The organism is Vibrio sp. N418 (assembly GCF_000222565.1).
Classification (GTDB): domain Bacteria; phylum Pseudomonadota; class Gammaproteobacteria; order Enterobacterales; family Vibrionaceae; genus Vibrio; species Vibrio scophthalmi.
In genome coordinates, this window is record NZ_AFWD01000056.1 from 1 (window position 1) to 14,357 (window position 14,357).

Here is a 14,357-nt window from a genome sequence, read left to right on the forward strand (position 1 = left end):
CTCGATAACCATTCCTTATAAAAGAAAGTGTTATCAAATTGGTCACTCAGTTCATTGAACCCAATGTGTTTCCGAAGAAACAGTCGTTACCGCTCTTTATAAAAAGAAACAGAACAACTTATTGGATTATCATCAACGAGTGCCCACACAGATTGATAGGTTTATATTTTTAAAGAGCGTTCTTCTTTGTGACTTACATCACTCTGGAAGAGGCGGCCATTCTAGCGAGATAATTCTCAGTGTCAAACACTTTTGTGTTTTATTTTACTTTTAAAAAGTAAACCACTCTAACTACTTCGCCTTTCTTTCTGACCTTGTCGTTTTGGCCTTAAACCCTTATAGAGCCTCGCCTCGTCGACAGGTGGGCATTATAGAGATCATCGTCACATTGGCAAGCGTTAATTTGCAAAAGTTGCAAAAATAACGACTAGACGCAGTTTTTATCGGCAACGGCTTATTTATTCAACTTTACCCATAAGACACCAACAAATTACTCACAGAGTTATCCACATTGGGTATTTTCCGTGATCAAAAAAGGCTGCACAATGCAGCCTTTTTTACTTCTATATAGAGCTAAATACCGGATCCGTACTGCTCTCCATCATCTTCATGTAGCCCACACTCACGTTTTAGGCCAAAGAACCGTGTTTCTTCTTCTTTCATTCCAGGTTCCCACTTCTTTGTGGTATGAGTATCCCCGACAGAAAGATAACCTTCTTCTCTCAGTGGGTGGTAAGCCAAACCATGCTCTTCTAAATAGTAATGCACATCTTTATTACTCCAGTCGATCACTGGGAGGAATTTAAACACACCATTTTGGATTGAGAGTATTGGCAAATTTGCTCTGGATTGGGATTGCTCTCTACGCAACCCCGAAAACCAAGTACCAACTTGCAGTTCATCCAACGCTCGGCGCATCGGTTCAACCTTATTTAGCTTGTTATACTTCTCTATACCTTCAATCCCCTGCTCCCACAACTTACCGTACACAGCTTCTTGCCACACTGGACTTTGCTTTGCCCGATAAACTTTAAGGTTCAGATTTAACTGCTTGGTCAATTGCTCAATAAATTGGTAGGTCTCTCCAAAGAGATAACCGGTATCAGTCAGAATAACTGGGATATCCGGTTTTGCTTGCGTCACAAGATGTAGCATTAGCGCCGCTTGAATACCAAAGCTCGACGAAACGACATGCTCTCCGCCCAAGTTTTCAATTGCCCAAGCAACACGCTGCTGTGCTGTCATTTGCTCTAGTTGGTGGTTAATAGAAGAGAGTTGCAATATTTGCTCTGTTTTTGTCAGTGTCAGTAATTGCTGAAGCTCTACCTTTTGTGTTGTCGACTCAAGCATGTAAATCCCTCTTAGATACGAAGACTTCTTCTATAATGCCAGCGCGAATGGTGAAATCACCAAAACCCTCACCGTCATTACGCTCTTTAGCCCAACGATCCACCAGCTGATCAATCTCTTCTAAGATCTGTTTATCAGTAATGTTCTCTTTGTACATTTTCGGTATACGGGTACCGCCACGGTTACCACCTAAATGTAAGTTGTAACGTCCTGGGGCTTTTCCGACCAATCCAATCTCCGCCAACATCGCGCGACCACAGCCATTAGGGCAACCGGTCACACGTAAGATGATGTTGTCCTCTTTGGGTAGGCCATGCTTCGCCAAAATACCCTCTACATCCGTTACAAATTGCGGTAGAAAACGTTCTGCTTCTGCCATCGCCAAAGGACAGGTAGGGAATGCAACACACGCCATTGAGTTTTTACGCTGCTCACTCACGGTGTCATCCATCAGACCATGTGCAATCGCTATCTTCTCAATCTTGGCTTTATTTGCTTTAGAGACCCCAGCCACAATTAAGTTTTGATTGGCGGTCATACGGAAATCACCTTTGTGAATCTTGGCAATCTCAGCCATTCCCGTTTTTAGTGGTTTGCCTGGAAAATCGAGTAGACGACCGTTCTCTATGAAGAGCGCAAGATGATGCTTGCCATCAATACCCTCCACCCAGCCGATTCGGTCACCACGTTCAGTGAACTCGTAAGGACGACTATCGGAGAACTTAACTTCTGCACGCTTTTCGACTTCCGCTTTAAACACATCAATCCCAACACGATCTAAGGTGTATTTGGTTTTGGCATTTTTACGGTTAGAACGGTTACCCCAATCACGTTGAGTTGTCACGACTGCCGCGGCAACATCCAATGTTTTATCTAAAGGAATGTAACCAAAATCATCCGCTCGGCGAGCATAAGTTGAAATATCACCATGAGTCATGGCAAGACCACCGCCCACCAACACGTTGAAACCGATCAGTTTGCCGTTTTCCGCAATCGCCACAAAGTTCAAATCGTTGGCATGAACATCAACATCATTTTGCGGAGGGATCACAACCGTCGTTTTGAATTTACGTGGTAGGTAATGCTTTCCGAGAATCGGTTCATCATTCTCAGTGGTTTCTACTTTTTCACCATCAAGCCAAATTTCGGCATAGGCTTGGGTTTTCGGCAATAAGTGCTCACTGATTTTTTTCGCCCACTCATAAGCTTCTTGATGAAGCTCTGATTCAACTGGGTTAGTGGTACATAGAACATTACGGTTTACATCACCCGCTGTCGCAATCGAATCAATACCAATACTGTTGAGCGTTTGGTGCATCAGTTTTACGTTTGGCTTTAATACCCCATGAAACTGGAACGTTTGGCGCGTAGTCAGACGGATGCTGCCATAAAGTGAATGGTCAGTGGCAAACTTATCAATCGCTAGCCATTGAGTTGGCGTAATAATGCCACCTGGCATACGTGCACGCAGCATGACATTGTGCAACGGCTCAAGTTTTTGTTTTGCACGCTCATTACGAATATCACGGTCATCTTGTTGATACATGCCATGAAAGCGAATCAACTGGAAATTGTCTGCCGTAAAACCACCCGTGATTTTATCTTGTAAATCTTGCTCAATCGTTCCACGTAGATAGTTACTTTCACGCTTTAATCGTTCGTTGTCAGCCAAAGGGCCCAATACTTCACCGAGTACTTCTTGTTGTTCTTTGCTCATTAGTACACATCCCTTTGGTAACGTTTTTCCTTACGCAGAGTGGTAATAAATTCCTCTGCTTTTTCTTTGCTTAACTTGCCATGTTCTTGCACTACTTCAATCAATGCTTCATGAACATCTTTCGCCATGCGAGTCGCATCACCACACACGTAGAGATAAGCACCCTCTTCTATCCATTGCCATAACTGCTGACCATTCTCTAAAAGACGATGTTGTACATAAACTTTGTCTTGCTGATCACGGCTAAAGGCCACATCAAGCTGGGATAAAGCACCTGATTTTAAATACTTTTGCCATTCAACTTGGTAAAGGAAATCTTGAGTAAAGGTGCGATCGCCAAAGAACAACCAGTTTTTTCCTTCCGCATCACGATTATCACGCTCTTGAATAAAGCTGCGGAATGGCGCAATACCCGTTCCAGGACCAATCATGATCACTGGCGTATTATCATCTTGAGGTAACTTGAAGTTATTGTTGTTCTCGATGAAGACTTTCACTTCACCACCTTCTTCAAGGCGATGAGAAAGATAACTGGATGCGCCACCAAAGCGAGTTTCTTCACCTTGCTGATACTCGACCACGCCAACTGTTAAATGCACTTCTTCATCAACTTCCGATTGAGCTGAAGCAATTGAATAAAGACGTGGCGTTAAGCGTCGCAGTAAACCAACCAATTGCTCTGCGTTAAGTTTGGTTTTCTTCTCTGCTAATACATCAACAATCTGAGTATTACCCGCGTATTCACGCAGCTTATTTTTATCTTCCACCAGCTTTTGCAATTTTTTGCTCGCTGATAGCTCAGCAAACTTAGTCACAAATTGCGGATTAGCAGTCGTAATTTCATATTTGGCAACCAGTGCACTGTGGATAGATAGGCTTTCACCATCGACATCGATACTCTCCACGCCTGACAATCCAACTTTAGCCAAAATAGCATTAGCAAGTTCTACACTGTTTTCATACCAAACACCTAATGCATCGCCTGGCTGATAAGTAATACCTGAGTCATCGAGATCAATCTCAATATGACGAACATCTTTACCTGAATCACGGCCTGTGATTTTTTGGCTGGTTAACAGCGTTGCGGTGTAAGGATTTTGTTTGGTGTATTGAGAATGCCCTGCCGCTTGGCCGACAGGTAGTTGTACAACTTCCGCTTCTTCGCCAGAAGAAAGCGCTTCTTTAACCACTTCCAGTGCTTTAGCTCGCCATTCTCCAGCTGGCGCTTCGTAATCAACATCACAGTCAATACGATCGATGAAAGCTGTCGCTCCCTGTTTTGCTAGATACTGATCAAAGTCTTTACCGGTTTGACAGAAAAATTCGTAGCTAGAGTCGCCAAGGCCAATGACACCATATTGTAGGTTAGGTAATTTAGGCGCCTTCTTTGATTGCAGAAACTCGTACAATTCAATGGCATTATCTGGCGCCTCACCTTCACCGTTGGTTGAAGCCACGATGATAACGTGCGTCTCTTTAGCTAAATTCTTACCTTTATAGTCACTGGCATCAAAAAGCTGTGTGGCAATACCTTGTGCCTTGGCTTCTTGTTCCAGAGCTTCTGCAACCCCCTTTGCATTACCGGTTTGCGACGCATAGATAATCGCTAACTTGCCCGCAGGTTTGGCAGCAACGGCGGCAGCGGCTTGATTAATCGGCGCAGCAGCGGCTGCAGGTTGTTGGTGCTGGGCTAAACCCCAAAAATACCCGCTCACCCAAGCTAACTGCTGTGACGATAAATCGGTCACTGTTTGTTGTAGTTGATTTAATTGTTGATCATTCAGTGGGCTAGCGACTGATGGTAATTCTTGTGTGTTTCCTTGAGAGGACACATTCTTGTTTAAAGACATGGTCTCGACATCCCTGTTCATTGCGTGATTATAGATTAACCACTCTTTTTAATAACAAGAAAGAATAGAAGTGAATGTTTTATAACTTTTGGAATTAAAGCATTGGGAAAGAGGGCTAAATCAGTTCTCAACACGTACCTGATTGAAACCCACCGCCATGGCCGATTTCGAGGCTAAATTTAAATCACCGTAATGGCACTCTTCACCATGAACATCGGTTAAAAGTAAAAATTCACCATGCGCATGGCGAAACTCCACCACCCAAAAGCCCTCTTCCGCGGAAGGTTCAATGATGGCCTCAACCAACTTGTTCTCACGATAAAGATTTCTAAGCTCATTAATTGTCATGTTCACTAGCCCTAGTTAAAACTCCCTTTCATCGTATAAGCATGGCGCATAGCGCTAGAACTGCTAACAAATCCCCCTTGATTATAAAAAAAAGATATAAAAAAAACGCCGCGTTAAAAAGCGACGTTTTAAAAAATCTTCTCAAAAAGGCTAGAAATTGTACTCCGCTCCGAGGAAGAAACCATTTACAAAAACATAAGACTCCGCTGTCGCCGGAGATTGCTTGGCAAGATCTTCAAACTCTAAGTCGATAACGCGATAACCACCGCGTAAAACAACATCGCCTGAATTGGTTTTGATTTTATATTGTAGCCCAGCTAATACATCAGCACTCTTAATGCCTTTACTGTTACCAAAATCAAACTGACCGATGATGTCAAAATTGGTATTAGGAATATAAAGCTCTGCGTAGGCATACCAATTAAAGGTTAACTCATCAAAGTCATACTTAGGCGTTGCAGACTCTTTGGTTCGGTAATGACTATTGCTGTACTGCGTTAATGTTGCACCCGCATCAAATGTCATTAACTCACGTTCAAGAATTTTGTAGTAAAACGTAAAGTCGTATTTATCAAACCCTGCGTAGTCCGTATCAACACTCGTGTAGCGAAAACCTACGTTCGGCACGTAGGCCATATCATGCTCTAGCGAAAAATAAAGGGTTGGCACAGAGGCATCATCTCGACGAGTCTCATCGATTTTACTATCACCAAACCACACATCAGCGCCAATATCACCAGTGAAAGATTGGGCCATTACCGATGTTGATGCCATCGATAGTGTTGCTATAAGTGTGAATGCGGATCTGTTCATCGAATATTTGCTCCTAAGCAAGACAACGCTGTAAGTTCTTACCCAGAATATTATCACATCCTCTGTACTTCGCTATCTTGAGCAATAAACGTAATGCTTAAAGAACCAAAAGCCTAGCGCGATCACAATCAACCACGGCAAGATTTTAAACACGGCGCCAAGCATACCAAGCAACACCATCACCAATAGAGCAAAACCCGCGGCGGCAAAAACCGTCACCATGGTTAATCCCGTAACTAATAAAGTTGCGATAAACACTAATATAAAGATTAATTCAAACATACCGTTTCCCCTCTTCTTTACACAACCTATCGCAGGAAGCATGCCAATTTCAGAAGAACCCTAACCGACTAATATATATAGACAAATAAAAAAGCGCTCTATTATCCAGAGCGCTTTCATTAAGAGAGAGGTATTTTTCGCCACTCAATTGTGGCAATTTTTACACATTCAATTCTTTGGGAATTTTAGCCAGTGCCGCTTCAACCACTTCAATACCTGAACCCGGTTTATGCGCATTTTCACTAATGTGACGACGCCATTGACGCGCACCAGGCATGTTTTGGAACAAGCCCAACATATGACGAGTCATATGACCAAGATAAGCACCATTAGATAGCTGTTGCTCAATGTACGGGTACATTTCTTCAACCACTTGGGTGCGCTTCTTCACCGGCTTATCAAGGCCAAAGATAAGTTGGTCAACTTCCGCCAAGATATATGGGTTTTGATACGCTTCGCGACCCACCATGACACCGTCTAAATGCTTAAGATGCTCTTGTACCTCTTGCAGTGTTTTGACACCACCGTTCACCGCAATCACCAAATGAGCGAAATCTTTTTTCAGTTGGTAAGCTCGTGGATAATCCAATGGTGGAATTTCACGGTTTTCTTTCGGGCTTAAACCTGATAACCATGCTTTACGTGCATGGATAGTAAATTGCTCACAACCACCTTTTTCCGATACTATTGATACAAAATCCGTTAGGAACTCATACGAATCGTGATCATCAATACCAATGCGGGTTTTGACTGTTACTGGAATATCGACAACATCTTTCATTGCTGCCACGCAATCTGCCACCAATTGAGGCTCAGCCATTAAGCAAGCACCAAAACGGCCGTTCTGTACACGATCCGATGGGCAACCGACGTTGAGATTAATCTCATCGTAACCACGCTCAGCGGCAAGTTTTGCACACGTAGCAAGATCGGAGGTATTTGAACCACCCAATTGCAGTACAAGTGGATGCTCTTGCTCATTGTATGCGAGGAAGTCTCCCTTACCGTGGATGATGGCACCCGTTGTCACCATTTCTGTGTACAGTTGCGTCTCGCTAGACAACAAGCGATGAAAGTAACGACAGTGGCGATCGGTCCAATCAAGCATGGGCGCCACGGAAAAACGAGAACTAGGAAAAACCAACTTATTCATTTGATTTTTCTCGTCTTTGTCAATTATTTGACTTTCATGATTTTGCATGGTTCACCCCAATTTGTGTCCAATTTTAAGCATTTTTTACGTAGTGTGGGCACGTATTGGACCCAAAAATGACAGAGTTTAGACCGAAAATTTAATACGCCAAAAAAGCCGCCTTATTGCACGCAAGCTCTTCCGAATCGTGGTTTCATAAAAAAGAGCGCAGATTCTACATCAAGTTCATTCTGCACCCAAGTCCGGAGGCAATGTATGGCGTCTTACCATGTTCAAAAAATCAAAACACTTTCAGGTGCTACCAAATTCAAATGCCGAGTAAGAGAGCGCAGAGTCAGTAACAACAACGTCGACCAGTCTAAAACCTTTAGGACGAAAACGTCTGCTGTGGCTTGGGGTGAACAAGAAGTCATAAAAATAGAGAGCTTACTCCATGGTGGGTTGATCCCATCGAGTGAAACGGTTGGGGATTTGATAACGCTTGCACTAAATAGCCCTCACTACACAACCAAAAGAACGGCAAGTTACAACCTCAAAATGTTACTGCGATACCCCATCGCTTCGTTGTCTCTCAAAGATTTTAACGACAACGATCTGATCCAGCATTGTTTACTACGTAATGAGCAAGATAAGGCGAAACCGCAAACTATCGCTGTTGAGGTTTCTAATTTAAGGGCCATATTCAAACAAGCCAAACCTCTCTGGCAAATCGCCATCGATTGTCGAGTGTTTCAATCGGCCTATCCCACATTAAGCTTTATGGGATTAGTCGCCAAAAGTGCCCGACGTAGTCGCCGCCCTAGCGAGAAAGAAATCGCGGCGTTGGTCAAAGGATTGCAGCAAAGAGAAAACCACATTTATACGCAGATCCCTTTCGTTGATATTTTTATCTTCTCCATTCTCACTTGTATGCGCATTGGTGAAATCTGTTCTATCCAGTGGAGCGATCTCAATGAAGTGCAAAAAGCCGTCTTAGTGCGCAACCGAAAAGACCCACGTAAAAAAGAAGGCAACCATCAATGGGTGCCTTTACTCGGGGATTCTTGGGATATCATTCAAAGACAGCAAAACAAAGACGACCGCATATTTCCTTACAACCCTCGCTCTGTCACGGCAGGATTTCAACAAGTAAGGAACGAGCTGGGGATTTCTGATCTTCGCTATCATGACTTAAGAAGAGAAGGGGCAAGCCGACTTTTTGAAGCAGGCTTTTCCATCGAAGAGGTCGCGCAAGTGACTGGGCATCGTTCTTTGAATACACTCTGGCAAGTTTATACCGAGCTCTACCCCAATCGACTACATGGAAAAAAAGTTCGTGCAGTTATATAGCTTAGCTATTAGTAATATGAATTTTCATCTACTCCGTATTTATTACTAAACCTATATCACCAATGTGAAATTAAGCGCACTTCAACCACGCTCTTAATGGTATGATGCATAAACCATATAATCGGTAAGGAATAAGCATGGCTGATCGAGACTATAAATCTAAAAAACTTATCTATCATATTACGTCTATTCATAATCTACAGAGCATCTTAACTAGTGGTCTGCAGACAAGAAATCAGAGAAAACCGATGGTTGATGTAGCCAACCATGAAATATTAAATGGTAGGGAGCTGCACGGTCTTGATAAAATGGTTCCTTTCCATTTTTTTGCTGACAACCCTTTTGATGGCCGAGTTCAAAAAGATCATCCGACTGAAACATTTGTGTTTATTGCTGTAGCGCGGAATGTTGCAGAGCAACAAGGCTGGAAAATATCAGCCAAGCATCCATTAAATGGTGAATTTAAACTACTTGATTATGCTGCAGGTATGGACGCTATAGACTGGGATCTAATGAACAAAAGAGAGTACACTTCACCAGAAGGAAAAAGTGTATGCATGGCTGAATGTCTTGCTCCTCAAACTGTTCCTGTATCTGATTTTCAACGAATTTACGTTAAAACACCTAAAGATAAAGAAACTGTTGAGTCTATCCTCAGAGATGTAAGAGTCAGATGCAACGTCGATGTAAATGAGTGGATGTTTGCAAGATAAATCGAAGTAAATCAAAAGAGCTACTTATAGTAGCTCTTCTTCGATAAGCCGCTCATACGCACAACGGATTAAAGCATCTGATATACGTCTATATTTCGAAATTAACTCTGATACTCTTTGAATCAACTCTGACTCATCTATTTGCCCAAAATCTTGTTTCATTTGCTTTGACACCCACAGTGTAGTTGCCACAATACTCATACCATCTTTCGATTCATAACCAGATAAAAAATCCATTACTTTCGAAATCATCACATTACTCATATCTTGCTTATCAAGGATACTTTTTGCTTTAGAAACAACTTTTGGCTCTAAGGTAATCAGCGTTAGGTCCACTGGCTTATTAATTCCTGAAAGATACAGAAAATCACCATCCATTTTTCCAAGGGCCTTATGCAAGACATCCGAGTAAGGAGCTTGCATAAACTTACTAAACTCAATCTTATTTAATGCGATACCTACACAATCCAAAATATACAAAAGGCATTGAGCTTCTAGCTCTGACATCTGTTTTTTGCGTGTATGAGTCAAATATTGATTCAAAGCAGTAATCAACAATGCTCGTCCTACAGTGAGGTTCAAAGATCTTGCACAAGGAGGAGTGTCATTAGGAGCATAAACTCTCCATTCAACTTCCGTTGCATCACTCAATTTTTCATAAATTACCCTCTCAACTTGGCTCCAAGGCAAACCACCAAGACCACTTCCTAGAGCAGGTATTGCAACAGATTTTATTCCTTTATCTTTTATAACTTTAACTAAATCATCTAGCCCACTTTCTATGTATTCTATTTTGGATTTACCGCGCCAATGAGCCTTAGTAGGAAAATTTATGATGAATCGAGGAGATGACCCATGAACATTACGAACTAATAATACTTGCCCCACAGAGAACTCGTCATTACTGCAAGCATCTCGATAAATTCTAAAATTGTCAGGAAAGCGTTCCTTAAATTGATAAGCAAGACCTTTCCCCATAACACCAACAGTATTAACAGTATTGATAAGTGCTTCTGCATCATCAGCGAACAAGTCACCTTTTAAGTATGTAATCATGTTAGTTCGTCAGTTATAAAAGTACCCAAAAATGAGGGACTAAAGATAGGGATGTTTAGGTTAGTAGAATACGACATATGCATCAACGACGCTATAAGGGCATGAAGTAATTAGTAGTTTCATCATACTTTCACAATGAAAAATAGCCTCGAACATCTCAACCTGTCATAGCCATGACTACATAAATCGATAGTAACAAACTCTTTAACTCGCAAAATTAGCCTGCTTATTGCAAACGCCCCTGCTACTTACCTGCTTTAATGACATTGATTTTACCCAGAACGTACGTCACAGAGAATGTGGCCAGTTCTAAAACGGTTAGTACGCCGTCGCAACGTGCTCGTCCTGTTGGACGCCTTATATTGTCTAAATAGACGCTAACTACTATGAAACACCCTGAAGCCTAATGGTTTCATTGTTTCAACCCAAAACTCTTAACTCTAGATCTATCTGAGCTTCCCCCGTCTATTTTTGACGGCGAAGACAGTAGAAAATAGACGGGGGCTTCGGCTTGAACTTTAACGACTAATATTAAACAAATATTCAGCCTTTAGTTCACTCATTCGCAGCCATGAAAAAGCATGATGACTTATAAAAGCTTAAGTACTTCCCTCTCACCGCTATCAAATTTTGATGGCTAATCAAGCTCGTCCCAGCCATTGCCGGAACTGATGACCATTTGGATCATTGGTATGTGAAAGCAGCCACCAAGCAATGTGGAGTACTGAGCTAACTTTCTGCAAAAAAGACCCAACGTCATTGCTTCATAACATGACCCCGACATTTTCATTCCACTATTCGTGGCGCTTTCGATTGTCGGCTAATGAAAACAAGCACTAACGAACAGGTCTCCCGCTATAACTCAAAACACTTCACCACCCAAGCGTTGGAGCGCTTCTTATCTTCCTCTCATCTCTACAGATGTCGCGCACATTTCAAATGCGCATTAACACTTATCAATTGATGCTGCGTGTAGAGAACCACTTATCAAAACAAACCATTTATCAATTCAAATGGAAATTAGTTATGAGTAAGAAAGCGAAAAATATCACTACATCTAGAGGTCAACGAGCGAACCCAAATGCACGAAATTTTGGTTTGGGTAGCCGAGATATGAAGCAAGCAGGGTTCAATGCACTCAAAGAAAAATTTGCAGCGTCTCAGATTGGATTTAAGAGCGTAGCCGTTCAAGGCCAGCGCTTTGGACAATTTACCTCGTACATCCGTGATTCATTTAATGTACGAGACATGAGGTCGATAACACAAGATCACGTTAGGCAATATGCGCAGGAACTTGATTCACGAATTTCAGGTGGTTCACTTAATGCAAAGTCGGCTCATGACTATCTTGCAGCGGTAAACTCAGTTCTCGGTCAAGCCTCAGGACATAGCGATCTTCGTGTCACCGCATCCGAAGTTGGGCTCCCTGACCGTTCTGGGATAACCACGGTCAACAAGGCTATTTCAGAACCTCAGCATCATAAGGTTCAAAGCCAGTTAGATGATCGCCTCAAAGCAATTTCATCGATGCAAAGATCATTAGGGATGCGATTTGAAGAGGCGTGTAAAAACAATCCTACCTCAATGTATAAAGAGGCTGTTGATTCTCGAACGGTCACCATCAGCGAAGGAACGAAAGGAGGTCAAAGCAGAACGGTTCCTATCATTAACCCTAATCAGTTAGATGCGCTTAGAAACGCATGTGCCGTACAAGGCAATCATCATTCGATGATCCCTGCCCATCAAACTTATGCTCAGTTCCAATCTCAATCCTACAAAACCTACCACCAATTGGGTTATCAAACTCACAGTGAACGCCATGCCTATGCACAACACAGTTATCGAGAACATATTCGAACGATTACTGGCGTCTCTGATGTGCGCTCCCCTATTGAGTCGGGTTACAAACATGGCCAAGCACACCACCAATATATTGCTGATAAAGTGAATTGCTCGCCTGAAAAAGCAAAGCAACTCGATCATCAAGTCAGAGAAATGGTGGCGAAAGAACTAGGCCATCATCGAATTGATATCACCAATGCTTATCTGGGGTAATGCTATGACAAAGATGGAATTTGAACTTAACCAAGCACTGCACCTTTTTCTTCGTACAGGCGGGAAAAAGAATCGTAGAAATCAGGCAGAGAAAATGAGGAGCTTTTGTCGAGAAATCCAAAAGCAAGATCCAAGGATAAGATCGCTTGGGCAAATTGGCCGCAAGCAAGTGAATCAGTTCTGGCGACGCAATACTCACCTAGCCCCGTCAACCAAACTGGCTTACTACTATGCGATTAATTACATCTGGCAAAACATACTAAGGAGGGCATCGTTACCGCCAAGGAGTAAAAATTAAAGTCACTCCACAAACAGTAAAAACGACAAGAGCCACCGTATGTGGATCTATTACGTACAACCATAGCTAGGTTATACCAAATAATTCTGTTTTTCTGGTTCAACTATCTCAAACTTGAAAGCAAGTTGTTGTTGTTCAACTGGTGTAGTACGTAAAATCAAAAAACAATAGAACTAGATATAAAAGTTCCACATTTAAATATAGAAAATTTCTGTCTAATAGCTGTTAGCTTAAAGGAGATAAAATTGAACATAAATGAAGTATATTTTAAAGGGCACATAACGGAATCTTTCTTTTTCAAACCTTCACAATTGTACGATGAAAAACGGGAAATTTTAAAAGACTTATCCCACATAGAAAAAGGCGAATTGTATTTCATTGTCGAGAGAAGCAGGGTTAGGATTTCTCCAAAATCTATGTCAATGACCAGAGATGGTTATATCACGTTCGACTTGGTTGGTGATTCTGGCCATATAGCTACCCCTACCATTGAGTCTTCTCGGCTGTTTATCGACCTAGGCAAGAAGTTTAAGGAGATATATGGTACTTGGAATACACTCCAAAAATATGTGGTGAAAGTTGAAAGCAAGTCTGAATATGAGCTTCTTCAACGACAGGGGAGCTCTCTCCCGAAAATTGGCGTGAGTTTGGTGCCAGAGAAACAGAACAAAAAAAACTTTATTATCAAACTCTATACACCTGATGGGCAAGTCAATGATATGGAATTCCAACTCCATAGCATAATATCAGAGTTTGAACTTGAAACGTTTGATTTCCCTAAGATCGTATATATAGGGAAATCCAGTAACTTGGAAGACAGGATATACAAGCATGAGAAGATACAACAAGCGCTGGCTTGTTGTGATGATGACTCTGATATATATCTTTATGCGTTCCAGTTTGATTGTGAAAAAATCATCAAGGAATGCATCAATGGTGTGAACTTTCTTCGACGTGAAGACATTGATGATATAACCAGTGATGATAGGCGTTCAATCGTAGAAATCGGCCTGATTAACTACTTCAAACCACAACTAAACGTTCACTACATTGGTGATGATCTCTCGAATATAGAAGTTATTAATAATGTTTTATTAGGCAAGTTTACACATATATGTGTAGAACTCATCTTTGACCCAGGTGTATTTTGGAAGTTTGGAACTCAAAGTATTGCCTGTAGTTACGATCATACGCATATTATCAAAATTTAAGCTAACAAGTATTTAAGGTTTCAACACAACGATATCCAAATCGAATATCGTTGTGTTGGTACCATAGAGCTAACACAACCGACTACGATAGTGCTTTTGCTCTCGTATCGTAAAAAGACCGAAAAGAGGCACACTACCACTCAAACTATATTGTCCGGCAACTTATTTGTACCCTACCCCTT

Annotated in this window: 12 protein-coding genes; 4 read left to right on the forward strand and 8 right to left on the reverse strand. The window is 41.8% G+C overall.

What is annotated here, in order from left to right; all coding sequences use genetic code 11:
- Positions 1-573 precede the first annotated feature (573 nt).
- The 7 genes from RH86_RS11840 to dusA form a co-directional block, all read right to left on the reverse strand.
- Positions 574-1,350 carry a phosphoadenylyl-sulfate reductase gene (locus RH86_RS11840; RefSeq protein ID WP_009386355.1) on the reverse strand — a complete coding sequence of 259 codons (777 nt, stop codon included), beginning with the start codon at positions 1,348-1,350 and terminating at the stop codon, positions 574-576.
- Entirely contained in the window at positions 1,343-3,067 is a 1,725-nt protein-coding gene (gene cysI, locus RH86_RS11845; protein WP_009386356.1) for an assimilatory sulfite reductase (NADPH) hemoprotein subunit, read from the reverse strand. The genes RH86_RS11840 and cysI overlap by 8 nt, the downstream gene beginning before the upstream one ends.
- A complete protein-coding gene (locus RH86_RS11850; RefSeq protein ID WP_009386357.1) occupies positions 3,067-4,917 on the reverse strand; it encodes an assimilatory sulfite reductase (NADPH) flavoprotein subunit in 1,851 nt (616 codons plus the stop codon). The genes cysI and RH86_RS11850 overlap by 1 nt, the downstream gene beginning before the upstream one ends.
- Before the next feature lie 120 nt (positions 4,918-5,037).
- Complete coding sequence (locus tag RH86_RS11855; RefSeq protein WP_009386358.1) at positions 5,038-5,265, reverse strand: hypothetical protein; 228 nt, start codon at positions 5,263-5,265, stop codon at positions 5,038-5,040.
- A 150-nt stretch (positions 5,266-5,415) separates the two neighbouring features.
- Positions 5,416-6,078: a TIGR04219 family outer membrane beta-barrel protein gene (locus tag RH86_RS11860; protein WP_009386359.1), complete on the reverse strand. Its 663-nt coding sequence runs from the start codon at positions 6,076-6,078 to the stop codon at positions 5,416-5,418.
- Between the two features lie 72 nt (positions 6,079-6,150).
- On the reverse strand, positions 6,151-6,360 hold the full coding sequence (gene pspG, locus RH86_RS11865) for an envelope stress response protein PspG (protein ID WP_005597063.1): 210 nt from the start codon (positions 6,358-6,360) through the stop codon (positions 6,151-6,153).
- Positions 6,361-6,520: 160 nt separating this feature from the next.
- Positions 6,521-7,513 carry a tRNA dihydrouridine(20/20a) synthase DusA gene (dusA, locus tag RH86_RS11870; protein WP_038219649.1) on the reverse strand — a complete coding sequence of 331 codons (993 nt, stop codon included), beginning with the start codon at positions 7,511-7,513 and terminating at the stop codon, positions 6,521-6,523.
- Positions 7,514-7,768: 255 nt separating this feature from the next.
- On the opposite strand from dusA, the gene RH86_RS11875 reads away from it, so the two are divergent.
- The gene (locus tag RH86_RS11875; RefSeq protein ID WP_009386361.1) at positions 7,769-8,842 is read left to right on the forward strand and encodes a site-specific integrase; all 1,074 of its coding nucleotides are present in this window, start codon (positions 7,769-7,771) and stop codon (positions 8,840-8,842) included.
- Positions 8,843-8,979: 137 nt separating this feature from the next.
- Positions 8,980-9,555: a DarT ssDNA thymidine ADP-ribosyltransferase family protein gene (locus RH86_RS11880; RefSeq protein ID WP_009386362.1), complete on the forward strand. Its 576-nt coding sequence runs from the start codon at positions 8,980-8,982 to the stop codon at positions 9,553-9,555.
- A 24-nt stretch (positions 9,556-9,579) separates the two neighbouring features.
- Here the strand turns inward: RH86_RS11880 and RH86_RS11885 are convergent, their stop codons facing one another.
- On the reverse strand, positions 9,580-10,611 hold the full coding sequence (locus tag RH86_RS11885; RefSeq protein ID WP_009386363.1) for a macro domain-containing protein: 1,032 nt from the start codon (positions 10,609-10,611) through the stop codon (positions 9,580-9,582).
- Between the two features lie 1,026 nt (positions 10,612-11,637).
- On the opposite strand from RH86_RS11885, the gene RH86_RS11890 reads away from it, so the two are divergent.
- Positions 11,638-12,666, forward strand: a complete 1,029-nt coding sequence (locus RH86_RS11890; protein ID WP_038219651.1) for an integrase domain-containing protein — start codon at positions 11,638-11,640, stop codon at positions 12,664-12,666.
- A 543-nt stretch (positions 12,667-13,209) separates the two neighbouring features.
- The gene (locus RH86_RS11900) at positions 13,210-14,175 is read left to right on the forward strand and encodes a hypothetical protein (protein ID WP_009386366.1); all 966 of its coding nucleotides are present in this window, start codon (positions 13,210-13,212) and stop codon (positions 14,173-14,175) included.
- Positions 14,176-14,357 lie beyond the last annotated feature (182 nt).

Bases quoted from the DNA above. Each gene is read 5' to 3' on its own strand.
- RH86_RS11885 (WP_009386363.1), bottom strand. From the start codon at position 10,611: ATGATTACATACTTAAAAGGTGACTTGTTCGCTGATGATGCAGAAGCA.
- RH86_RS11880 (WP_009386362.1), top strand. From the start codon at position 8,980: ATGGCTGATCGAGACTATAAATCTAAAAAACTTATCTATCATATTACG.
- RH86_RS11840 (WP_009386355.1), bottom strand. From the start codon at position 1,350: ATGCTTGAGTCGACAACACAAAAGGTAGAGCTTCAGCAATTACTGACA.
- pspG (WP_005597063.1), bottom strand. From the start codon at position 6,360: ATGTTTGAATTAATCTTTATATTAGTGTTTATCGCAACTTTATTAGTT.
- RH86_RS11875 (WP_009386361.1), top strand. From the start codon at position 7,769: ATGGCGTCTTACCATGTTCAAAAAATCAAAACACTTTCAGGTGCTACC.
- RH86_RS11890 (WP_038219651.1), top strand. From the start codon at position 11,638: ATGAGTAAGAAAGCGAAAAATATCACTACATCTAGAGGTCAACGAGCG.
- cysI (WP_009386356.1), bottom strand. From the start codon at position 3,067: ATGAGCAAAGAACAACAAGAAGTACTCGGTGAAGTATTGGGCCCTTTG.
- dusA (WP_038219649.1), bottom strand. From the start codon at position 7,513: ATGAATAAGTTGGTTTTTCCTAGTTCTCGTTTTTCCGTGGCGCCCATG.
- RH86_RS11855 (WP_009386358.1), bottom strand. From the start codon at position 5,265: ATGACAATTAATGAGCTTAGAAATCTTTATCGTGAGAACAAGTTGGTT.
- RH86_RS11860 (WP_009386359.1), bottom strand. From the start codon at position 6,078: ATGAACAGATCCGCATTCACACTTATAGCAACACTATCGATGGCATCA.
- RH86_RS11850 (WP_009386357.1), bottom strand. From the start codon at position 4,917: ATGTCTTTAAACAAGAATGTGTCCTCTCAAGGAAACACACAAGAATTA.